We start from the raw sequence: 23471 nt of genomic DNA on the forward strand, positions 1-23471 counted from the left end.
GAACCTAGATGTATTCTACAGAAGTATGAACAGAGATATTATTGATATAAATGATTTTACCATTTTGGTAGAAGAAGCTAAGGTTGATGAAGCAACAACAGATTCATGCTTTTTTGATGAACCAATAATTGCTGTGGCTTTTTATGGTGAAGGCAATGTAGATTTAACAGTGAAATATGGTGACAAACAAAAAGAATTTAACCACACTAAAGGGTTAGCGCTCTCATTTTATGCCGATGATAGGGTAGAATTCACACATGCTGTGTCTGCTGCCAAACCATTAGAATGCATTGTAATAGCAACTACTGCAAATGCAATACATCAACTTCCAAACCATGAAGGAGAGTTATTTGGAGAAATGCTCAATCAACTCGTTAATCCTAAAGATCATTATGTAGAAGGACCAAGTTTTATAATGACTCCAGAAATGCAAACCATTGTAGATTCATTATTCAATATTCAGTATGAAGGTAAAACCAAAATGATGTTTTTTAGAAGTCAGATAACAACACTTCTCTCTCATTTTTTTGGACAAATAGCAAGTTTAAAAACTGAAAAAATAAAGACTCCTGAACGCGAGAAATTAAATCAAGCTAAAGATATTTTGCTCAAAAACATTGACAATCCACCTTCGTTAAGTGAAATCTCTAAACAAATTGGTTTAAATACTTTTAAATTAAAAAAAGATTTCAAGGAATTCTTTGGAGTCCCAGTTTTCAAATACCTCCAAAATGAGCGACTTACTTTGGCTCATAAATTGATTAGAAATCAAGATTCAACGGTTCAAGAAGCTGCATGGCATGTTGGCTATGATAGTTTGAGCTCCTTCTCAAACGCCTTTGAAAAAAAGTTTGGATACAGACCAAGCCAAATTAAGTAAACTACTTTTCGAACAAATCTTTATCCTTTTAAGACAAGCCGTTATTTTGTCTTCAACATAATTTTGTCTTGTAATTTAAACTTATAAAGACATGAAAACTAAACGCGCCATATTACTCGGCAGCATCATTTGGGTAATCGGGATACTATTTTATTCTTTTTCTTATTACGTACCCATTTTAGAACCTGCAGATACACAATCGAACATCGTATTGTTTGTGGTTGTGATGCCATTAGTTTGGCTTGCTTGTTATTTCTATTACAAAAAGGATAACAAAACCCATGGTCTTAAAGTGGGCCAAACAATGCTACTAACTGCTGTTGCATTAGATACGCTCATAACAGTCCCACTTTTTATAATGCCCAATGGAGGAAATCACTACAGTTTTTTCACCTCTCTAGGGTTTTGGATCATTGCCTTTGAATTTCTAATTGTAGCCAGTTTATATTGGTATGTACGTGTGTTCTCCAAACACACTACTTTAAATCAATAGTACTATGGAATATTCAATTCAACATATTGTCACTATTACGCTTGTCTTATTAACAGGCTTATCTGCAGGCTTATGTTTTACATGGTCTAATGCAATAACACCAGGAATTGGGAGGTTAGATGACTTGAGTTATTTAAGTGCATTCCAACAGATGAATAGAAGCATTTTAAACCCCCTTTTTATCCTTGTTTTCTTTGGTCCATTCTTCTTGGGTCTCATTAATTTATATCTATTTAAAAATGCCTCGAATCCAATGATTTGGTTAATGTTCTTAGCTATAGCCTTCTACTTTTTTGGAGTTGTATTAGTTACCATTTTCGGAAATGTTCCACTAAATGAGATTTTAGATAAAACAGATTTGGCTTCGTCAAGTATAGAAGAATTAAAACAACATCGAAGTGTGTTTGAAGTAAAATGGAATCGCTTGCATTTAATTAGAACTGCGACATCTATTATATCATTTCTATTTCTACTATTTAGCCTTACCCAATCTTTTAAAATAACATCGAAACTATAAATAATAAGGTCAAAATGACCTAGATAATAAATCATATTAAAAATGAAAAACAAAAGCAATATTTTAGTCATTGGCGGAACAGGAAAAACTGGCCGTAAAGTAGCACGTAAGCTAATTGAAATTGGACATAATGTTAGAATCGGTTCGCGATCAGCATCTCCTTCCTTTGATTGGGATAATTCTGAGACATGGTCTGAGAGCATGCAAGGAATGGACAAAGTTTACATTACATTTCAGCCTGACTTAGCTGTGCCAGGAGCATTAGAAGCAATAGAGGAACTCACAAAACAAGCAAAGAGGTGTGGCGTGAAAAAACTAGTGCTTTTATCAGGAAAGGGGGAGCGTGAAGCTGAACTTTGCGAACAAGTAGTAATCCATTCTGGTTTAGACTATACTATAGTAAGAGCGAGTTGGTTCAATCAAAACTTTAGTGAAAGTTTCTTTTTAGAACCTATTCTTGAAGGATTTGTTGCATTGCCACAGGCAGATGTGAAAGTACCTTATGTTGACACGGATGACATAGCTGATGTTGCGGTAGTTGCCTTAATAAACAAAGAACACAACGGAAAAATATATCAACTTACTGGACCAAGAGTCTTGACTTTTAAAGACGTTATTAAAGATATTTCTGAAGTAACCGGAAGAGACATAGCCTTTACTCCTATTGCCTTGCCAGCTTACACAAAGGTAATGAAGCAACAGGGTGTTCCTGCTAATTTTATTTGGCTAGTTGAATATTTATTTTCGGAAGTTCTAGGGAATCCTAATAATTCTGAAATCACCAATGATATTGAAAACGTATTAGGAAGAAAACCAAAGGATTTTTCAGAGTACATAAAAGAAACAGCAGCAACTGGAATTTGGAATTCAAAAGTTGAGAGCGTTTAACTACAATTGCTCTATTTCCAACAAATGCTTATTGCAAATAATATTGCAACCAATAGCCATTCAGGATGAGTGTTAGTCGCCAAAAAAGGAAAAATTATTTTGTCAAAAGGTTATGGATGATCTGATAGAGAAAAGAAAATTAACAAGTTAACTTGATATGAAAAATCATCCCCAAATTACTTGAGTCCTCTTAATACTAAAACAGGTAAATTACTCGTAAAGTCTTTTTTAAGAATCGTGTTCTTTTCCCATTTCTTTACAAAGAAACCTCGCTTACGTCTTACAACACAAAGTAAGTCTGGATTGTTTTCTTTATAATGCTCTAAGACACCTTGATAGGTCGTTGGGTTTTCACTAGTAGTCGTATTTGTTATATGACTTGACAATTCATCACTAACATTAAAATCACCTTCATTATGGAATTGAGTTTTAACCAATAGTAAATTTAAAACTGCCTTATATTGGTTTTTAATCTCCATTAAAGGAATTAAAGCGTTTTCTTTTCTGATGATAGCCGACTTCATAGCTAATAAAATTTTCACAATAGGTTTGTAAGCATAACCTTCAGGAACAATTAAAGCTGGAATATTAGTTTGCTTCACGATCTTACCTGAAGTTTTTCCTAAATACACCTCATCCTTTATAGAATTCGTTCTAGGTTCTAAAATAATTAAATCTACATTTAAGTCTTCACCAACTGATTCCAATGTATCTACAAGTTTGCCTTTAAATGTTTTTAAAATAATTTCAACATTCCTTGAATTAACTTTAGCGATATGACTCTTTAAAAAACCTAAACTTTCGCGTTCTATCATTTCATCTAATTTCATCATCGTACCTGCCTTTGTCTCTACATTATAGACTTGAACAACATATAATTTTGCGCCAAAAGCATTTGCAAAATCAACTGCGTATTGTAAATGACTTACTGCGTTTTTGGATGAACCAACTGGAACTAAAATAGACTTCATAATCAAATATTTAAAAGTAACTTTGTGTAAATTTTTGACAAAGGTAACTATTAAAAATGATACGAAAAGCAACACTAAAAGATATTGATAGCATTATAGATATTACAAGAGCTTGTGCGAGATATATGATTGCTCGAAACATATTTCAATGGAACGAACACTATCCAAATAGAACGCCTTTTGAAAATGATGTTAAACGAGATGAACTTTATGTTTTAGAAGTTGAAAATACTATTATAGGTTGTATCGTCATCTCAATACTCATGGATGAAGAGTACATTCCAATACAATGGTTAACACCTAATGAGAATAACATCTATATTCATCGTTTGGCAATTCATCCGAAGCATCAAGGAAAAGGATATGCTCAAGATTTAATGAATTTTGCTGAAAATTATTCAATAGAAAATAACCATACATCTGTGAGATTAGATACCTTTTCTCAAAACAGCAGAAATCAAAAATTTTACGAACTTCGTGGATATCAAAAATTGAGTAATATCTTTTTTCCGAAGCAAAGCAAACATCCTTTTTATTGTTATGAACTAGTCCTTTGAAAACAGAAATCACATTAAAAAATATCAACAAACTAGCCATTCCTGCATTAATTGCTGGAGTTGCGGAGCCTATTCTATCTTTAACTGATACTGCAATTATTGGTAATGTAGATTATAATGCTGCTGAATCATTAGCAGCTGTTGGTATTGTTGGAACTTTTATTTCTATGCTCATTTGGGTCTTAGGTCAAACAAGAAGCGCAATATCGTCTATTGTTTCACAGCACCTTGGCGCTAATGAATTGGATAAAGTGAAAAACTTACCTGCACAAGCCATTTTTATCATAACCTCTTTAAGCATTCTTATAATAATTACAACATGGCCATTTGCTTCTCAGATTTTCAAACTCTATAATGCGTCAAATCTTATTTTAGAGTATAGTATAGACTATTATCATATTCGAGTTTTCGGATTTCCATTTACTCTATTTACTATTGCAATTTTTGGAACTTTTAGAGGTCTTCAGAACACCTTTTATCCAATGATAATTGCCATAATTGGAACTATAGTAAACGTTATTTTAGATTTTGCTTTAGTTTACGGTATTGAAGGTGTTGTTAGTCCAATGCATATTAAAGGTGCAGCTTATGCAAGTGTCATTGCTCAAATTATTATGGCATTATGCTCGGCTTACTTCTTATTGAAAAAGACAGATATTTCTTTAAGAATTACGTTTCCTTTTAATTCAGAAATCAAGAATTTCACCATAATGATTCTCAACTTATTTGTGAGAACATTAGCTCTAAATGCAACATTGTATTTTGCAACGCGTTTTGCAACTTCTTATGGAACTGAATATATTGCAGCGTATACCATTGCCATTAATCTTTGGTTCTTGGGTGCTTTTATAATTGATGGTTATGCCAGCGCTGGAAATATTCTATCTGGTAAATATCTAGGCGCTAAAAACTATAAGAAATTGGTTGAACTCAGTCAATTCTTAATTAAATGTGGAATTGGTGTCGGAGTTATTTTAACTGCTTTAGGGTTGCTTTCTTATAATTTTGTGGGTTCCATTTTTACTCAAGATCAATTGGTCTTAGATGAATTTTATAAAGTCTTTTGGATTGTATTAGTAATGCAACCTTTTTGTGCTTTAGCCTTTATTTTTGATGGCATATTTAAAGGCATGGGCAAAATGAAATTTTTAAGAAACTTATTAATACTATCAACAGGATTAGTTTTCATACCTGTTTTGTTCTTGCTCGACAGTTATAACCTAAAACTTTACGCTGTATTTATTGCTTTAACACTATGGATAATTGCAAGAGGAATACCTTTAATCATAAAATTCAGACAACAATTTTTATCGCTTTCCCAAAAGACGTAACTTTGAGCGATAATTTACCTTAAACATGAATATGCTTTTGATATCTCTATTTCAAGATTCAGAATCTAATAACTCAAGTTATGATGTTGGTTATGCTATTGGACAAAACTTGCCTTATGTCATTATTTTAGTGTTAGCGTTTTTTGTGTTCAGGTATTTTAAAAATAAATCTAAAAAATAGTTTATGGATTTTATGTCTTTTTTAAGTGGAAGTGGTTTGTTTCTTATTTTAGGAATAGTACTCGTTGTTATATATTTCATTAACCGGAACAAAAAACGATAATGAGCAATATTCGTATTACAAAACAGTTTTCTTTTGAAACAGGTCATGCCTTATATGGTTATGATGGAAAATGCAAAAACGTTCATGGACATAGTTACAGATTAGATGTGACTGTTATTGGTCAACCCATTTCAGATAGTACCAATGTGAAGTTCGGAATGGTTATAGATTTTAGCGATCTAAAGAAAATAGTGAAAGAAGACATTGTAGATGTCTTTGACCATGCAACGGTTTTTAATAAAAACACGCCTCATGTTGAACTTGCAAGGGAACTTCAAGCACGAGATCATAATGTATTGCTTGTAGATTATCAACCAACTAGTGAAATGATGGTGATTGATTTTGCGAAAAAAATAAAAAACAGATTACCAAAGAATATAAAACTACACTCTTTAAAACTACAAGAAACAGCAACCTCATATGCGCAGTGGTTTGCTTCAGATAATGATTAAACCAACATACATAAAAATCCCTGAAGGGAAATCTATCTATTTTGCTTCAGACAACCATTTGGGAGCACCAACGATGGAAGCTTCTCTGCCTCGCGAAAAGAAATTTGTAGCTTGGTTAGATGAAGTTAAAACTGATGCTGCTGCCATTTTTTTATTAGGTGATTTATTTGATTTTTGGTTTGAATATGGAACAGTTGTTCCTAAGGGCTTTGTAAGAACTTTAGGAAAACTCGCTGAAATAAGTGATTCTGGAATTCCGATTTATTTCTTTGTTGGTAATCACGATTTATGGATGAATGGTTATTTTGAAAACGAACTCAATATTCCTGTATTTCATAAACCTAAAGAATTTGTTTTCAACGACACCTCTTTTTATATTGCTCATGGAGATGGGTTAGGACCTTTTGACAAAGGTTATAAACGCATGAAAAAAGTATTTACTAATCCTGTATTTAAGTTTCTGTTTAAGTGGCTACATCCAGATATTGGGATGAAGGTTGCCCAATATCTTTCAGTTAAAAATAAATTGATTTCAGGAGAGCACGATGCCACCTATCTAGGTGCAGACAAAGAATGGCTCATTCAGTATAGTGGTACAAAATTAAAGGAAGCTCATCGCGACTATTTCGTATATGGACATCGTCACTTACCAATGACTGTCGATTTAGAAAACGACTCTAAATATGTAAATCTTGGTGATTGGATTCAATATTATACTTATGGTGTTTTCGATGGCAAAGACTTTGAGTTAAAAAACTTTAAGTAGGTTTACACTAACTCCTTCGACCAAAAGGGAAACTAATATCATGACATATTCTCAATTTAGGGATACGCAACAATCCTTTCTGTCTTCCAACGGAACCCTAAAATATATTGATAAAGGTGAAGGTGATGTTTTGCTTTTACTTCATGGTATTCCAACTTCTGGTTGGCTCTTCAGAAAGATGATAGATGAATTGTCAAACAATTATCGTGTAATTGTTCCAGACATGTTAGGTTTTGGCTCGAGTGATTCACCAAAAGGATATGACATTTATGCGCCTCAAGAACATGCAAAAAGATTACTTGAATTAATGTCGTTTCTTAACATAAACTCTTGGAACCATGTATTTCATGATGCAGGCGGTTTATGGACTTGGGAACTTATAAAGGTTGCTCCAGAAAAAATTAATGCGTTAATCATTTTAAACACCATTATTTTCAAGGAAGGATTTAATCCACCTATTCGCTTCAAAAAAGGAATTATTGCTAAGTGCATTATGGCGATGTATAGCACCGGAATTACAACGAATGTAATGCTAAATGGCTTGTTTAAAACTGGTCTAAAGAGTGATACAGAACTAACCCAGTTAGATATTGAAGGCTATAAAACACCTTTACTAGAAGGCAAAACAAAAGCTATGTATCAGTTCTTCAGTAATACATGTAATGATTTACCTGATTACACTAACATTGTGAGTCAATTAAACATGCCAAAATTAATAATTTGGGGTAAAGAGGATGATTTTTTAGTCTTTGATAAAATGAAGGATAAGGTGAATGAATTTTTAATCTCTTCGCAAAAAAATATTCATCTGATAGATGCAAAACATTTCATTCAAGAAGAACAACCTAAGCAAATAAATAGCTTAATTCTAAAATTTTTAAAAAACTAATCTGCATTTTCATGCTCTTCTATATCTTTTGTTAAGTCTAATTTCCTAAACGAAGGCAATACCGTAGCCGTTGTTATCACAGTAATTAAAGTCATTGTGCCTCCAAAGACTACAGCAGTAGCTGTTCCCATAATTTTAGCTGTTAATCCGCTTTCAAAAGCACCTAATTCATTTGAAGATCCAACAAACATAGAATTCACAGAAGATACACGACCTCGCATATGGTCTGGTGTTTTCAACTGAAGAATAGTTTGACGAATCACCATAGAAACACCATCAAAAATACCACTAAGGAATAAAGCAATAACAGAAATCCAAAACACTGAGGACAATCCAAAAGCGATAATACTTAAACCAAATCCGAAAACAGCAACAAGTAACTTTATACCTGCCTTTTTAACAATTGGAATATATGCAGTAACCAACATTGTTAAAAATGACCCAACATTTGGTGCAGCAACCAAAAGACCAAAGCCTTCTGGACCTACATTTAAAATGTCTGTAGCAAATACAGCAGCTAAAGCGATTGCGCCTCCAAACAATACAGAAATCATATCTAAAGTCAAAGCTCCTAAAATAGCCTTCGTTTTAAACACAAAATTGACACCTTCCTTTAAACTTTGAACTAGTGGTTCTCCAATATTCGGATTTAAAACAGGTTTCTTTTTAATTTGAAATAACATTACTAATGAAAACATTACTAATCCGAAAACTATACAAAGTGACCAGTGGACTCCCATTTGATCATTTTCACCAAGCCAACTAATAGAAAATCCAGCAAAAGCTACACCTAAAACGCGAGCCATTTGCCACGTCGAACTATTCCAAGTGGCTGCATTGGGATAAACCTTTTTGGGAACAATTAAAGCTACTAATGAAAATATTGAAGGTCCAAAAAAGGATCGTAAAAGTCCACCAAAAAATACAAGCGCATAAATGGAATACAATATATGTTTAACAGACCATGTTTCAGATATTTCTGGAGATGTAATCCAAAACAGTCCAAAACTAATAATCGAAAACAAAGCAATACAAACCGCAAGTAGATTTCTCTTCTCTCTTTGGTCTACAATATGTCCAGCAAAAAGCGCCATTCCTAAGGCTGGAATAATTTCCATTAACCCAATTAAACCTATATATAGAGGATCTTTTGTTAGCGCATAAACCTGCCATTCAATAATAACAAATTGCATAGACCAACCAAATACTAGAGCAAAACGGACCAATATAAAAATATTGAATTCTCGATACCGCAATGCTGCGTATGGGTCTTTTTTCGCCATATTTATCCCTTAATATCTCTAATTTTTAGCTGTAAACTCACCTTGCCTTGCCAATGGTTCTCGTCAATAGAATAGACTGTTTTAAATGGCTTTTTATTTTGAATCAACTCTAATTTATTTCCTAAATTGAATGCAATTCCAATGATTTTTTGAGACCCTTGCGATGCTGTTAAACGTAAATGTTTATCGTCTTCTCCAACACACTTACCATAACCTGTATCCTGTACGTTTTCGGTCATGAAAATCGGTGTCATATTTCCAGGACCAAATGGCGCAAACTGACGGATGATCCGGTAAAACTTTGGAGTGATGTCTCTCAATTCAATGAGTTCATCGATTTGAATTTCAGGAGTAAGTAAATTTCGGTCTATTGTTTTAGAAACTTCATCTTCAAATGCTTGTTTAAAAGCTTCATAATTTTCTTTTTTAAGTGTTAAACCTGCTGCATATTTATGACCACCAAATTGTTCAATATGTTCGCCACACGCTTCCAAAGCATTATAAACATCAAAGCCTTTAACCGATCTTGCAGAAGCAGCTAATTTATCTCCACTTTTAGTAAACACTAAGGTAGGTCTGTAATACGTTTCTATTAATCGAGAAGCCACAATTCCAATAACACCTTTATGCCAAGACTCGTGGTATACTACAGAAGTTAGTCTATCTTCTTCTCCGTTTTCCTCAATTTGAATCAGTGCTTCTTTTGTGATTCTTTGGTCAGCTTCTCTTCTATCAAGGTTGAATTTATTAATATCTATAGCATATGCTGCTGCGAGGTTTAAATCCATTTCAGTAAGTAATGTCACGGCATGATTACCGTGTTTCATTCTACCAGCTGCATTAATTCTTGGTGCTACTATAAACACAACATCGGTAATTGTTAGCTCTTTTTTATCTACTTCAGAAATAATAACTTTGATTCCAGGTCTTGGATTATTATTTATGACTTGTAGTCCGAAATAGGCCAAAGCCCTATTTTCTCCAGTTATAGGAACTATATCTGCTCCAATTGCTGTGGCAACTAAGTCTAAGTATTCTGCTAATGCTTCAACTGACTGACCTTCTTTTGATGCTAAAGCTTGAATTAATTTGAATCCAACACCACATCCACATAAATCTTTATAAGGATATTCACAATCCTCCCGCTTTGGATCTAAAACCGCAATTGCTTTTGGAAGGTCATTTCCTGGTCTGTGATGATCACAAATAATAAAATCGATGCCTTTTTCAGCAGCATAATTTACCTTATCAATAGCTTTTATTCCGCAATCTAATGCGACAATTAGTGTGAAATCGTTATCATGAGCAAAGTCAATTCCTTTATATGACACACCATAACCTTCGTCATATCGATCTGGTATGTACGTCGCGATATTATCGGACTTCGTTTTTAAATAAGATGACATTAGCGCTACGGAAGTTGTGCCATCAACATCGTAATCACCGTAAACTAGAATGTTTTCATTTTGAAGAAGTGCTGCTTCGATTCGCTCAACAGCCAAATCCATATCTTTCATTAAAAATGGATCATGTAAATCATCTAAACTCGGTCTAAAAAATGTTTTAGCCGCTTCATATGTATCTATACCTCGTTGAATTAATAACGTCGAAACAGAACGATCTACCTGAAGTGCTTTTTGTAAGTCTTCAACAATCTTAGAATCTGGTTTTGGTTTTAAAGTCCACCGCATGCACTAATATAGAAAATTTTCGCTATATATTATGATAATGAATAGATGTTTTTACGTCTGCGAATCTTCTGAACATTTCCATCACACCACAATACTTTTCAATTGAAAGATCTACTGCTTTCTTAATCTTGCCTTCATCTAAATTATCACCATACAAATGATATTCAACAGAAACTGAATGGTAATATTTTGGGTGCTCATCTGTAAGCTCTCCATAAGTATCAATTCTAAAATCGGAAAAAGGGACTTTCATTTTCTTCAGAATAGACACGACATCTAATCCAGAACAACCTGCAAGCGACGATAACATCAGGGCTTTAGGCGCTAATCCAGAATTATAACCTCCATTTTCAGGTGATGTATCCATAAGTAAGGTTTTCCCACTAGGATTATCTGAATCAAATTGTAAGTTTCCTTTCCAGTGTGTGACTACTTTATGAGACATATCTAAAGAATTTTTCGTTACTTGTTAACTCAAAAATACCACTAAAAAAATAAACATATGGCATTAGTTACACCATTATCTGCAGAGCACGATCCGGAAACAAAACAGCTTGCAGAGTTCTTTAATGAAACCCTTGGATTTTGTCCAAACTCAGTTCTAACAATGCAGCGACGTCCTGCAATTAGCAAGGCATTTATCAATTTAAATAAAGCTGTTATGGCTAACGAAGGTCGAGTGAACTCAGCCTTAAAACGCATGATTGCTTGGGTTAGTAGTAATTCTACTGGTTGTCGTTATTGTCAAGCTCATGCTATTCGTGCTGCAGAACGTTATGGTGCTGAACAAGAACAGTTAGATAATATTTGGGAATACAGAACGCACTCTGCTTTTTCAGAAGCAGAACGTGCAGCTCTTGATTTTAGTTTAGCAGCTTCTCAAGTACCAAATGGTGTAGATGCTGATATTAAAAAACGCCTATACGAGCATTGGGATGAAGGTGAAATTGTAGAGATGCTTGGTGTAATTTCATTGTTTGGATATCTTAATCGTTGGAATGATTCTATGGGAACATCTATAGAAGAAGACGCTGTAGAAAGCGGTAATCAATACCTAGGAAAACATGGTTTCGAAGTTGGAAAACATGATGGTTCTAAGTATTAAATTATAAGCTTTAGGTCTTAAACAATGAGCAAAAGAACAATTCATCCTGATTTTTTAAATCATTTAAAGCATAAAGACCAATCGTTAATTGATTTATATACAGACTTACGTGAGTATGTTTTAGAAATGCATCCTAAAAGCAATGAATTATTATATCATACGCATGCACTTACATCATTGTATACGGTTTTAGAAAAAATGGGTGACGGCTTTTGTATGATTCCTATATATACCAATCACCTCAATCTTGGATTTAACAAAGGAACTGTTATTAATGATCCTAAAAAGTTATTGCAAGGCACTGGGAAATGGATTCGTCATATTCCAATTAAAACAAAAAGTGACTACAGAAATAAAGATGTTGAAACCTTAATTAAATCTGCAATTGATTTGGCTCTAGAAGATACTACTGCAAAATACATCAATCAAGGATTGATTATTTCTAAAATAAAGAATTAATGTTTTAGAGCAGATTACTAATTTTCTCTTTCAACTTAGGAACAACTTCTCCTTCAAACCAAGGATTCTTAGTTAACCAAAATCGGTTTCTCGGACTAGGATGTGGTAATGTGAAATATTTAGGTAAGTAATCTTTATAATTCGCAACGGTTTCAGTTAAAGTGCGTTTAGCTTGATCTTTTAAATAATACTTCTGAGCATACATTCCGATTAAAATAACCAATTCCACATTATTCATATGGTCAAACAAAGGCTGATGCCATTGTGGAGCACATTCTGGTCTTGGTGGTAAGTCGCCACTTTTCCCTTTTCCTGGATAACAAAATCCCATAGGAATAATTGCAAATTTAGTTTCGTCATAAAAGTCTTCATCAGAGACATTTAGCCATTTACGTAATTGTCTTCCAGATGCATCATCCCAGGGAATTCCAGAAGCATGTACTTTAGTTCCTGGTGCTTGACCAATAATAACAATTTTAGAATTTGGATGACCAGTAGCAATTGGTCTTGGACCAAGTGGTAAGTGTGCTTCGCAGGTACTGCATTGTCTTATGCTATTTAATAATGCATCCATAAAAACAAATTTACATTTGAGTGATAATAATTAAATGTCCATTAAGAACTATTTGTTGCCAGCAACAACTATTACTATTTCGCCTTTTGGAGGTTTATTCGTGTAATAATCTAAGACTTCTTTTGCTGTGCCTCTTATTGTTTCTTCATAAAGCTTGGTTAACTCTCGTGATACAGAAACGGATCTGTTTTCTCCAAAATACTCACAAAAACTTGCTAGTGTTTTTAGAAGTTTATGTGGACTCTCATAAAAAATAATAGTTCGAGGTTCTTCAGCTAATAATAATAATCTGGTTTGTCTTCCTTTTTTCACGGGAAGAAAACCTTCAAATACAAACTTGTCATTTGGCAATCCAGAATTTACAAGTGCTGGCACAAAAGCTGTTGCACCTGGCAAACATTCTACATTAATTTGGTGTTCAACGCAAGCTCTCGTTAATAAAAATCCAGGATCTGAAATAGCAGGTGTTCCTGCATCACTAATAAGTGCAATAGTTAATCCACTTTTCAGTTTCTGAATCAAACCTTCAACCATTCTATGCTCATTATGCATGTGATGACTTTGCATGTGTGTTCCGATTTCAAAATGCTTCAATAGTTTTCCTGAAGTACGTGTGTCTTCAGCAAGAATTAAATCGACTTCCTTTAGGACCTCAACGGCTCTAAAAGTCATGTCTTTTAAATTTCCTATTGGAGTTGGAACAATATAAAGTTTACTCATTAATAATTTTGATTGTTTTCAAATTTACAATCTTTAGTCTATATTAACGCAACCATTATCACTATTTGGCATCTAGAAATAAACCAACCAATGTTAAAAAGGTATCTTTTTTTTCTTTTTTTATGTGCTTCCTATTTTCAATCTGAAGCCCAAACTACAGATTTAGCGGTATTGGTTGAAGCACAAAATACAAGTAATACAGAAGTATCCCAAGTTCATATTTACCAAGAATTCCAGTACATCATCACGATTCTTAATTCTGGTAATCTGGTTGACAATGCAACATTTACTCAAGAAATTAATGCTAATGTAAATGTCGTTTCTTTTGAATATCAAAATGCAACTGGTGGAGCTGGTATTGTTACAGACTTAGTTTTAGACGACAACACAAATGACTTATCTGGAAGCATAACAACACTCCCATCAAATTCTAGCATTGAAGTAAAAGTTACTGTAATTGCACCAACATTCGTGGGCGGAATTGCAACTAATGTTTCTGTCTTTCCTCCTGTAAACACTACTGATGTTGATGAGGCTAATAACCAATCTATCATCTCCTTAGATGTTACAGATATTGATATCGATTTTACGGTTACTCTTAATCAAATTACACCAAATGAAAGCACACCAATAAATGCTTGGGGAGACGATGTTACTTATCAGCTTACAATAAGTAATAACAGTATTATTGCGTTTCCAATAGATGTGTTCAATATGAATATGAATAGTAATCCTATAGAAAACGGAGAGCCAGACATACAAATTCAATCTATAGAATGTATAGCCACAACAAATGGTGTCCTTTGTCCTGAATCTATTCCATTTTCGACAAGCATTGTAAGTCTAGAGAATACTTCTGAAATTTTCGCATTTAATGAAGAGGTTGTGTTTCCAATTAATGGCACTATTAGTTTTGAAATCGTTGTTAAATTCCTTGAAGGTCGATGTGCTGAAACTCCTGATGTTATTAATATCGAGAGTTTCGTGGAAATTGGACTAGATCACGACAATGTTTCTCCAAACGAATCAAATTTTGTCAATACCCTTTTGTTAACTCCTGAAGCTTGTTTGCTTACTGATGTTGCAATTGAAACCGAAGTGATTCAACCTGCAAGTGGAGGTATTAGTGATTGGAGTGATATTGTCATATTAGAAACCGTTGTCTCAAATCTTGGAACATTTGATGTGCCTATTCGATTCTTTCTTCAAAACTTAACCTCAGCAGCTGGAACCTGGAATTTAATAAGTGTGACTTGCCTAGGAACAACTGGTCCCTTTGTTTGCAGTGATGTTACGTTTAGCTTGAATGGAGAATCTTGGAATACTTTTGATTTTGATATTCCTGCAGGAGGAACAATTACTGTGGAAACGGTTTTAAATTATGTAGAACCTCAATGCAATCCTAACCCACAACTATTTACTTCACAAATAAGAAGCGCTATAAATATAATTCCTGACGATATAATTGATATCGATTACAGCAATAATTTTGATGATGATTTTGTTGTCCTTTTTCCTGCTGAACAATGTGCGTTTTCAGATTTAGCCGTTACAAAAACCCAAATAGATCCTCAGTTACCTATTGGTGGTTCTGATCAAAATCCGATGCCTTGGGGAAATGTAACTTATGAAATTACAGCTAGTAACATTGGTGATGAAGACACCTTTATGACCTTGGTAGATTTATATGCCAATTCTGGATTTGGTGCCACGAGCATTTTAAGAAGTGTAGACTGTATATCTGCAACTGGAGGAGCATCTTGTGGCTCTATAACGATTCAAAATATTGATATAGAAATAGATCAAAACTCAGCAGATTCTACATTTTGGGAAATTACAGAAGATGATAATTGGTTCATGCCAGTTGGGTCTTCAGTTACATTTAGAACTGTTCATTCTTGGTTTCCCGATTGCAATAACGAGCCAATACCTGTTATCAATAATGTAAATGTATTGGCCTATGGTGGAATTCCTGATGGTAATTTTACTAATAATGGGTTTTCTTCAACCACTTATTTCACACCATGTGTTGATTTAATTATTCAAACGTTTCCATCGTCGTCGTCTATTTCTGTAAATTCAACATTCAATTGGATTGTTGATATTACGAATAGTAATACAAGCTCTACAGCCATTGATGCTACATTCTCTAATGTTGTAAATCCTGCGTTCACCATTATTGGACCTCCAACTTGTCAAGTAGAAACCGGAACAGCGACGTGTATTACTAACTTTAATGTAAATGGTTCTATAGTTACTGGAACTATTCCTATACTTGAAGCAGGTTCAACCATACGAATTTTGATTCCTGTAATGGCTCCAAATTATGGAGGTGTTTTTAATAATACTGCAGATGTATTTCCTAGTGCCATTAATAATGAAGAATTGACGCCAGAAACTAATATTTCTATTAGTAACGCTCAAGTCGTATCACCAACTTTAACTAAAAGTTACAATCCTGAAACTATTATAACAGGAGCAATAAGTACTCTCACCTTTACCATTAATAATTTAGCCGTAAATCCTGCACAAACTGATATTGCGTATACTGACAATCTTGCTCCAGAGTTACGATTAGTTGGTTCTCCTGCTTGGTTAAATGCTAATGGATGTATCGCAAACTTCATTGGAAATACAGAAGACAGCTTTGTTGGTGTAACTGGTTTAACATTTCCCGAAGGTGTTAATAGTTGTACATTCTCTGTACAGGTGACTTCAGATATCATTGGAATATATCTAAATGACAACTCCAGTTTTAGTGATCAGAATAATATTGACACGACGCAAACAGAAGCAACACTTACTGTTCTTGAGGACACTTCAGATGTTGACATTGAAGTATTAAAATCGGTATCCGAAACTTCCGTGTTTTTAAATGATGAAATAGATTTTACAATTACAACAACTAATATTGGTACAACAACCGCCACTCAAATTGAAATTTTAGAGAACCTACCTATTGGTTATCAATATACATCGCACACTGCCACACAAGGTCTTTTCGATACAGGATCTTCTATTTGGAGTCTATCTACTTTAAGCCCTAATCAATCTGAAAGTCTAACCATTACTGTTCGTGTGATTTCTTCAGAAGATTTACTAAACATTGCTGTTTTAAATCAGGTGAATGAAATTGATAGAGATGATACAAATAATGAAGATTCCGCTGAAACTTCAGTTAATAATTGTTTAAATATTCCTGAAGGAATTTCTCCGAATAATGATGGTTTTAATGATTTTTTCATGATTCCTTGCTTGGAGCTTTATCCAGAAAATTCAATAAAAATATTTAATCGATACGGAACACTTGTATTCCAAACTAAAGCCTATAAGAACAATTGGAATGGTAGAGCAAACAAGGGATTTCCTAATAATTCAGGCTTACTTCCTGTTGGAACTTATTTTTACATTTTAGAAATTTCAGAATCTATAAAACCGGTTATTGGTTGGGTATATTTAAATTATTAAGACCTTACTTCTTTCCCAAGAAAGTATGAGACAAAAAGAATTGGCATCGCAAACACAGATAGCCCAATTGCGTGTCCAGCGTTAGCATGTGCTGCAGTAGCCAAAACTAAATCAAAGAAAAAACCAGCATATGCCCATTCTGTAAGCCAATTACTTTTACGCCATAAAATCATTACAACCCCTAAAATCTTTACAAGAGCTAAAGGAATTACAATGTAGGTTGGGTAATTAAAGCTTTCGAAAAAACCTTTAATCATTTCTGTTTTAAAAACATACATCTGAGCCGAGTATAGAAACACTAAACTCAATGCAATTGTACTTATCCAGTAAATTATATTTTTAATTTTCATTTATTGAAAGTCGTTCTTTGTTAGGCAAACTTACTTTCAACAATTTCCATAAAACGTTTTTCTACCTCTTCTTTTCCAGACCAATCATTATAATCTGGTTTTACAATATCGTTTATAAGTCGAGTGGCATCTTCAAAAGATTGTGTAGTATTTAATTGAGAAACGACACGATCATAGTCTTCAGTTTTACCATCAAAAAGTTGTTTTATAAATGCTAGCTTATCATTAAGACCGATATTTAAAGTACCTTTTTTAAGTTCATCATTTAATGATTTTTTAGCATTAGCTTCCGAAACAGGTTCAAATTCTGGCATTTCCTCAAAACCAGCAGTAATATCTTCTAAATGTGTTACTGGGTTTTCCTTTTCGGAAACCACAGTTTCTATCATCTCATCAACCTGCTGAGACTCCTGAGGCATTTGGGCTACCATATCTTTTATTTTTTCCATTACTGGCTCATAGATATGATCATCTTCATTTTCGTCAAGATTAACATAGATCTTGTCCTCAATTTCAATATTATCACTTACTTTATTATTAAAAGCAGTATCCAACATACCAAAGAAAGAAGAATTACTTCCAATGGTAGGCAGGTCTCCATCGAAATTTTGATGTGCAAATTTTAGAACACTCAACTTTTCATATAGAGCAGAAACTTCTGTATGCATTTTTGAAACATCCTCCTGCCCTTTTAGTTTTAAAATTCTGTGAGCAATGCTTACTAATTCAGATTCTAGCTTCTTCTTCATAACTTTTAAATTTAAAACCGATTTTTGCGATTGATTTTTAATAAATTTACGCCACCTATATTCAAAACGAGCAAAGGGTTTGTTTTAGTGTTAAAATTACAAAATGTTTCTTGAAAATACAGTAAATCATAAAGAACAATTTGGATGGATTGAAGTTATTTGTGGCTCAATGTTTTCTGGTAAAACAGAAGAACTGATACGCAGACTCAAACGTGCCAAATTTGCTAGACAAAAGGTTGAAATCTTCAAACCTGCGATTGACGTACGTTATGACGAAGAAATGGTTGTGTCTCATGACTCAAATGAAATCCGTTCAACACCTGTTCCTGCAGCTGCTAATATTCCTATTTTAGCAGATGGCTGTGACGTTGTTGGTATTGACGAAGCTCAGTTTTTTGATGATGAAATTGTTCGCGTATGTAATGATTTAGCTAATAAAGGTGTTCGTGTAATTGTAGCTGGTTTAGATATGGATTTTAAAGGTAATCCGTTTGGACCAATGCCAAATTTAATGGCAACGGCAGAATACGTAACTAAAGTGCATGCCATTTGTACACGCACTGGGAATTTAGCACAATACAGTTACAGAAAATCTGCTAGTGATAGCCTTGTTCTTCTTGGTGAAGTTGATGAATATGAACCATTAAGTAGAGCAGCATATTATAAAGCAATGCTTCGTGATAAAGTAAGAAACATGAAAGTCAATGATGCGGAAGAAGTAGAGGCAAAAAAAAACAACTCTAATGCCTAAAGCGCAAGAAACTGTACTTGAAATAGATTTAAAAGCGCTCAAACACAACTTCGAGTATCTAAAATCTATAACACAAAAAGATACAAAAACCTTGGCTGTAGTGAAGGCTTTTGCATACGGAAGTCATCCAGGCACAATTGCAAACTATCTACAAGATTTAAACGTTGATTATTTTGCAGTAGCGTATGTCTCTGAAGGCGTCGCTCTTAGAGATGCCGGAATTGTAAAACCAATTTTAGTCCTACATCCTCAAGCTATAAATTTCAAAACACTTATTGAAAAGTGTCTTGAACCAAGTCTATATAATGCAAAGATTTTAAATGAATTTATTTCTGTAGCTAAAGAAGAAGAGCAGAGCAATTATCCTGTTCACATTAAATTTAATACTGGTTTAAATAGGTTAGGGTTTGGCGCAAATGATGTGGACTATATCATTTCAAAATTAGAAGAGACAAATTCTATAATCACTAAATCTGTGTTTTCACATTTAGCAGCTAGTGAAGATCTTTCGGAAAAAGACTTTTCTCGTCAACAAATTCAAAATTTTGAATCAATCGCAAAAGAGTTTTCTAAAAAGATAGGATACCAACCCATGCTTCATATTTGTAACACATCGGGAATTATAAATTATCCTGAAGCTCATTTAGATATGGTAAGAATTGGTATTGGATTATATGGCTTTGGGAATTCGGAAAAAGAAAATAAAAACTTCAAACCAATTGCAACATTAAAATCTTTGATTTCACAAATTCATCATGTTGAAAAAGGTGAAACTGTAGGTTATAACAGAGCTTATAAAAGTGAGCGTTTTATTAAAACGGCAACTATTCCTATTGGTCATGCAGATGGTATTGGTAGGCAATATGGTAATGGAAAAGGCTATGTCATCATTAATGACAAACCAGCACATATTATAGGTAATGTTTGTATGGATATGATTATGGTAAATATTACAAATATTGATTGCAAAGAAGGAGATGAGGTCATTATTTTTGGAAATCATCCTCACTCAGCATCCGAGTTTTCCAAAACTGCTCAAACGATTTCCTACGAAATCATAACCGCTATTTCCTTAAGAGTTAAGCGTTTGTTTTTGATATAGTTAACCTTTCTAATCATCGTTTGTGACTTTTTAACTAAATTAGGGTCTTAATAATATATATTAACTAACTATTAAAACACTAAAATTATGTTGAAAGAATTTAAGAATTTTATCATGACAGGTAACGTGATTGATTTCGCTGTTGCAGTAATTATGGCAGGTGCATTAGGTGCTGTTATTAACGGATTTGTATCTAACATTGCTATGCCTTTCATTGGGTATTTTGCCGGTGGAATGAATTTTGAAGACCTTCATTATGCAATGGACGGAACAGAGTATGCATCATTAGCAGCTGCTAAAGAGGCTGGTGCAGCAGTAATTGCTTACGGATCTTGGATTAATACTATTATCAACTTACTTATTGTAGGACTTGTAATGTTTATGATTGTAAGATCATACAATAAAACAAAAGCTCCAGTTGCAGAAGCGGCTCCAGCAGGACCATCAGACAATGATTTACTTGCTGAGATTAGAGATTTACTTAAAAAATAAGATGGCTTACCGCTACATTACATGTTTTTTAAACCTTAACCACCTCCTTATAAAGAGGTGGTTTTTTTATGTCTTTTTTTAGATTATAAAAATGAATAAATCGCTACTTTTGTTTATCAAAACAAAATTATAATGAAAGTAGCAGTAGTTGGTGCCACTGGTTTAGTAGGTGAAGTCATGCTTAAAGTTCTTGAAGAACGTAATTTTCCTGTTTCAGAATTAATTCCTGTCGCTTCTAAGCGATCTATTGGTAAATTGATTTCGTATAAAGGAATAGATTACAAAGTGGTTGGTATGCAAGATGCAATTAATATGAAACCCAATGTAGCTTTGTTTTCGGCTGGAGGAGACACATCATTAGAATGGGCTCCGAAATTTGCTGAAGCTGGGATTACTGTTATTGATAATTCTTCAGCTTGGAGAATGGATCTATCAAAACAATTAGTTGTACCAGAAATTAATGCTAATAAATTATCATCTAAAGATAAAATAATTGCTAATCCAAACTGTTCTACTATTCAAATGGTTCTGGTTTTGGCACCTCTTCATAAAAAATATAAAATCAAACGTATTGTTGTCTCAACTTACCAATCTATATCTGGAACAGGTGTAAAAGCTGTAAAACAATTAGAAAACGAACTTGCAGGTATTAAAGGAGAGATGGCTTACCACTATCCTATTCACCAAAATGCCATTCCGCATTGCGATGTTTTTGAAGAAAATGGTTATACCAAAGAGGAAATGAAATTGGTGCGTGAAACTCAAAAAATCTTAGATGATCGCACAATAGCCATTACTGCAACTGCTGTAAGAATACCAACCACTGGTGGACACAGTGAAGCTGTAAATGTTGAGTTTGAAAACGATTTTGACATATCCGAAGTGAGACAAATACTAAACAACTCTGAAGGTATTGTTGTTCAAGATAACATTGATGTAAACACATACCCAATGCCTATTTATGCAAATGGAAAAGACGATGTTTTTGTTGGTAGAATTCGCAGAGATGGGTCTCAACCCAATACTTTAAATATGTGGATTGTTAGTGACAATCTGCGTAAGGGAGCTGCAACAAACACGGTTCAAATTGCTGAGTACTTATTAAAAAACAATCTTCTTTAATTAAGTCAAAAAAATCATTAATCCCCTTAGGGTTTTGGTCATTTGAGTTGTTATATTGATATAAATCAATATTGAATTAATCATAGAAACGTTATTTTAGTATTCTTGTTGTCTGACAAAAAGGCTATTACGTCTAATTAATTGTTCAAACTTGTAGCTTATAACTATATTTACTATCCAAATTTATTATAAATGCTTAAAAATTACCTTAAATCGTCATTACTAATTGTGTTGATATTCTCAATTCAATCTTGTGGTGATGATGATAAAAGTGACGATTATATTCCTATTGTTATAGAAACATCTCCAGATCTTGCTGTGGTTGTAGAAAATAGCGCTATTGAAATAGACGTTTTAAGTAACGATACTAATGTGCCAACATCTGGTAGTTTAGTTACAAGCAATGCTGCAAATGGAACTATTGAGGTGTTAGACATAAATAACACACCTAATACCCCTTCAGATGACATGGTTTTATACACACCAAATACTGATTTTGTAGGCACCGATACTTTTACATATACAATTTGTAACAACTTAGATCCAATTAGTTGTTCAACTGAAGATGTAAGCGTAACAGTGACTCCTGAGTTGTTAGTTGTATATAATCCTGAAGACCTTCCTTACCAAACACTTTCAGAGTATAACTTTTTTGTAGGTGATTTAAAGAATTTAGACCCTATTCCAGGGGTTTTACCTTACGATTTAAACTCTCCTCTTTTTAGTGACTATGCTCACAAGAAACGTTTTGTTTGGATGCCTGACGGGACAACAGCTAATTATAATAGTGATTTTACACCTTTAGATTTTCCAGTTGGAGCAATGTTAATAAAGAATTTTTTCTATGACAATGTTCAACCTGAAAACACAACGAGAATCGTTGAAACTCGTTTAATGTATATGACAGAAGAGGGTTGGGATTTCGCAAAATATGTTTGGGATGATGAACAAACAGAAGCAACATTTACAAACGATGGAAGTTTTATTGAGATTGATTGGATAGAAAACGGGGCAACAAATTCTGTAAACTATAGAATTCCATCACGTAATGAATGTTTCACATGTCATAATAAATTTGGAACACCATTACCTATTGGTCCAAAACCTCAAAACTTAAATAAAGAGTATAACTATACTGATGGTGCACTTAATCAATTGAGTAAGTGGGTTGATGTAGGCTATTTAGAAAGTAATGTGCCTGCAACTATTGTTTCAACTGTTGATTGGGAAGACGATTCTCTGTCTTTAGAACTTAGAGTTCGTTCATATTTAGATATTAACTGTGCACACTGTCACTCAGAAGAAAGCTATTGTGAATATCGTCCTTTGCGATTAGCATTCAATGAAAATGATGATGATGTGAATAAAGGTGTGTGTGTAACTCCAGACACTCAAATTTCACCATATACCCATATTATTTCAAGTGGTCAAATAGATAAATCCATTTTACACTTTAGAATTAGTTCAATAGAAGAACAAAATAGAATGCCGCTTTTAGGGAGAACACTTCAGCATACTGAGGGAGTTAGACTTATTGAAGAGTGGATAAACTCCTTAGAAGGAGTATGTGAATAATTA

General features: G+C 33.7%; 26 protein-coding genes. 18 read left to right on the top strand and 8 right to left on the bottom strand.

The genetic code is table 11. The features are described from left to right. Window positions 1-25 precede the first annotated feature (25 nt). From RH81_RS07375 to RH81_RS07390, 4 genes are all read left to right on the top strand, one after another. Window positions 26-880 carry a helix-turn-helix transcriptional regulator gene (locus tag RH81_RS07375; protein WP_033959414.1) on the top strand — a complete coding sequence of 285 codons (855 nt, stop codon included), beginning with the start codon at window positions 26-28 and terminating at the stop codon, window positions 878-880. 91 nt (window positions 881-971) lie between these two features. Next, on the top strand, window positions 972-1373 hold the full coding sequence (locus tag RH81_RS07380; protein ID WP_033959415.1) for a DUF5367 family protein: 402 nt from the start codon (window positions 972-974) through the stop codon (window positions 1371-1373). 4 nt (window positions 1374-1377) lie between these two features. Next, entirely contained in the window at window positions 1378-1890 is a 513-nt protein-coding gene (locus tag RH81_RS07385; protein ID WP_033959416.1) for an anthrone oxygenase family protein, read from the top strand. A gap of 42 nt (window positions 1891-1932) precedes the next feature. Continuing rightward, the gene (locus RH81_RS07390; RefSeq protein ID WP_033959418.1) at window positions 1933-2778 is read left to right on the top strand and encodes an SDR family oxidoreductase; all 846 of its coding nucleotides are present in this window, start codon (window positions 1933-1935) and stop codon (window positions 2776-2778) included. 176 nt (window positions 2779-2954) lie between these two features. On the opposite strand, the gene RH81_RS07395 is transcribed toward RH81_RS07390, so the two are convergent. Beyond that, window positions 2955-3749 carry a universal stress protein gene (locus RH81_RS07395; protein ID WP_033959419.1) on the bottom strand — a complete coding sequence of 265 codons (795 nt, stop codon included), beginning with the start codon at window positions 3747-3749 and terminating at the stop codon, window positions 2955-2957. Window positions 3750-3805: 56 nt separating this feature from the next. On the opposite strand from RH81_RS07395, the gene RH81_RS07400 reads away from it, so the two are divergent. From RH81_RS07400 to RH81_RS07420, 6 genes are all read left to right on the top strand, one after another. After that, complete coding sequence (locus RH81_RS07400; RefSeq protein ID WP_033959421.1) at window positions 3806-4306, top strand: GNAT family N-acetyltransferase; 501 nt, start codon at window positions 3806-3808, stop codon at window positions 4304-4306. Continuing rightward, the gene (locus RH81_RS07405; RefSeq protein WP_033959422.1) at window positions 4303-5637 is read left to right on the top strand and encodes an MATE family efflux transporter; all 1335 of its coding nucleotides are present in this window, start codon (window positions 4303-4305) and stop codon (window positions 5635-5637) included. The genes RH81_RS07400 and RH81_RS07405 overlap by 4 nt, the downstream gene beginning before the upstream one ends. Window positions 5638-5668: 31 nt before the next feature. Continuing rightward, window positions 5669-5818, top strand: coding sequence for a hypothetical protein (locus RH81_RS16995; RefSeq protein ID WP_161791976.1), 150 nt, complete (start codon window positions 5669-5671; stop codon window positions 5816-5818). 101 nt (window positions 5819-5919) lie between these two features. Further along, complete coding sequence (locus tag RH81_RS07410; RefSeq protein ID WP_033959423.1) at window positions 5920-6372, top strand: 6-pyruvoyl trahydropterin synthase family protein; 453 nt, start codon at window positions 5920-5922, stop codon at window positions 6370-6372. Window positions 6373-6382: 10 nt separating this feature from the next. Beyond that, window positions 6383-7138: a UDP-2,3-diacylglucosamine diphosphatase gene (locus RH81_RS07415; RefSeq protein ID WP_033960235.1), complete on the top strand. Its 756-nt coding sequence runs from the start codon at window positions 6383-6385 to the stop codon at window positions 7136-7138. Between the two features lie 40 nt (window positions 7139-7178). Beyond that, window positions 7179-8027 carry an alpha/beta fold hydrolase gene (locus RH81_RS07420; RefSeq protein WP_033959424.1) on the top strand — a complete coding sequence of 283 codons (849 nt, stop codon included), beginning with the start codon at window positions 7179-7181 and terminating at the stop codon, window positions 8025-8027. On the opposite strand, the gene RH81_RS07425 is transcribed toward RH81_RS07420, so the two are convergent. From RH81_RS07425 to RH81_RS07435, 3 genes are read right to left on the bottom strand one after another with little or no spacing between them, the layout of a single operon-like run. Further along, on the bottom strand, window positions 8024-9310 hold the full coding sequence (locus RH81_RS07425) for an MFS transporter (RefSeq protein WP_033959425.1): 1287 nt from the start codon (window positions 9308-9310) through the stop codon (window positions 8024-8026). The two genes, RH81_RS07420 and RH81_RS07425, sit on opposite strands and share 4 nt — an antisense overlap. 2 nt (window positions 9311-9312) lie before the next feature. Next, the gene (recJ, locus tag RH81_RS07430; protein ID WP_033959426.1) at window positions 9313-11001 is read right to left on the bottom strand and encodes a single-stranded-DNA-specific exonuclease RecJ; all 1689 of its coding nucleotides are present in this window, start codon (window positions 10999-11001) and stop codon (window positions 9313-9315) included. Window positions 11002-11023: 22 nt separating this feature from the next. Beyond that, window positions 11024-11446, bottom strand: a complete 423-nt coding sequence (locus tag RH81_RS07435) for an OsmC family protein (protein WP_033959427.1) — start codon at window positions 11444-11446, stop codon at window positions 11024-11026. A gap of 57 nt (window positions 11447-11503) precedes the next feature. Between RH81_RS07435 and RH81_RS07440 the strand changes: the two genes are divergently transcribed. Together RH81_RS07440 and RH81_RS07445 are read left to right on the top strand one after the other, a co-directional pair. After that, a complete protein-coding gene (locus tag RH81_RS07440) occupies window positions 11504-12106 on the top strand; it encodes a carboxymuconolactone decarboxylase family protein (protein WP_033959428.1) in 603 nt (200 codons plus the stop codon). Window positions 12107-12130: 24 nt separating this feature from the next. Beyond that, the gene (locus RH81_RS07445; RefSeq protein ID WP_033959429.1) at window positions 12131-12565 is read left to right on the top strand and encodes a DUF5655 domain-containing protein; all 435 of its coding nucleotides are present in this window, start codon (window positions 12131-12133) and stop codon (window positions 12563-12565) included. A gap of 4 nt (window positions 12566-12569) precedes the next feature. Here the strand turns inward: RH81_RS07445 and RH81_RS07450 are convergent, their stop codons facing one another. Both RH81_RS07450 and rsmI read right to left on the bottom strand, forming a co-directional pair. After that, on the bottom strand, window positions 12570-13139 hold the full coding sequence (locus tag RH81_RS07450; protein WP_033959430.1) for a uracil-DNA glycosylase family protein: 570 nt from the start codon (window positions 13137-13139) through the stop codon (window positions 12570-12572). 48 nt (window positions 13140-13187) lie between these two features. Then, window positions 13188-13859, bottom strand: coding sequence for a 16S rRNA (cytidine(1402)-2'-O)-methyltransferase (rsmI, locus tag RH81_RS07455; protein ID WP_033959432.1), 672 nt, complete (start codon window positions 13857-13859; stop codon window positions 13188-13190). 90 nt (window positions 13860-13949) lie between these two features. Here rsmI and RH81_RS07460 point away from each other — a divergent pair, with 90 nt between their 5' ends. Next, a complete protein-coding gene (locus tag RH81_RS07460; protein WP_152604802.1) occupies window positions 13950-17327 on the top strand; it encodes a DUF7933 domain-containing protein in 3378 nt (1125 codons plus the stop codon). Here the strand turns inward: RH81_RS07460 and RH81_RS07465 are convergent. Both RH81_RS07465 and RH81_RS07470 read right to left on the bottom strand, forming a co-directional pair. Then, on the bottom strand, window positions 17324-17677 hold the full coding sequence (locus tag RH81_RS07465) for a DoxX family protein (RefSeq protein WP_033959434.1): 354 nt from the start codon (window positions 17675-17677) through the stop codon (window positions 17324-17326). The genes RH81_RS07460 and RH81_RS07465 overlap by 4 nt on opposite strands. Window positions 17678-17697: 20 nt before the next feature. Further along, window positions 17698-18426 carry a hypothetical protein gene (locus tag RH81_RS07470; protein WP_033959435.1) on the bottom strand — a complete coding sequence of 243 codons (729 nt, stop codon included), beginning with the start codon at window positions 18424-18426 and terminating at the stop codon, window positions 17698-17700. Between the two features lie 103 nt (window positions 18427-18529). Here RH81_RS07470 and RH81_RS07475 point away from each other — a divergent pair, with 103 nt between their 5' ends. The 5 genes from RH81_RS07475 to RH81_RS07495 all read left to right on the top strand — a co-directional run bounded on the left by RH81_RS07475 (window position 18530) and on the right by RH81_RS07495 (window position 23468). Further along, window positions 18530-19177 (top strand): thymidine kinase, encoded by a 648-nt coding sequence (locus tag RH81_RS07475; protein ID WP_033959436.1) that lies wholly within the window; start codon window positions 18530-18532, stop codon window positions 19175-19177. Further along, on the top strand, window positions 19170-20279 hold the full coding sequence (alr, locus tag RH81_RS07480) for an alanine racemase (protein ID WP_033959437.1): 1110 nt from the start codon (window positions 19170-19172) through the stop codon (window positions 20277-20279). Before RH81_RS07475 ends, alr begins: the two co-directional genes overlap by 8 nt. Window positions 20280-20366: 87 nt before the next feature. Next, on the top strand, window positions 20367-20771 hold the full coding sequence (gene mscL, locus RH81_RS07485; RefSeq protein WP_033959438.1) for a large conductance mechanosensitive channel protein MscL: 405 nt from the start codon (window positions 20367-20369) through the stop codon (window positions 20769-20771). A gap of 132 nt (window positions 20772-20903) precedes the next feature. Continuing rightward, the gene (locus RH81_RS07490) at window positions 20904-21893 is read left to right on the top strand and encodes an aspartate-semialdehyde dehydrogenase (RefSeq protein ID WP_033959439.1); all 990 of its coding nucleotides are present in this window, start codon (window positions 20904-20906) and stop codon (window positions 21891-21893) included. Window positions 21894-22085: 192 nt separating this feature from the next. Beyond that, a complete protein-coding gene (locus RH81_RS07495; protein WP_033959440.1) occupies window positions 22086-23468 on the top strand; it encodes an Ig-like domain-containing protein in 1383 nt (460 codons plus the stop codon). The last annotated feature ends 3 nt before the right edge of the window (window positions 23469-23471 follow it).

The sequence above is a fragment of the Psychroserpens jangbogonensis genome (assembly GCF_000797465.1).
In the GTDB taxonomy this organism is placed as follows: Bacteria; Bacteroidota; Bacteroidia; order Flavobacteriales; family Flavobacteriaceae; genus Psychroserpens; species Psychroserpens jangbogonensis.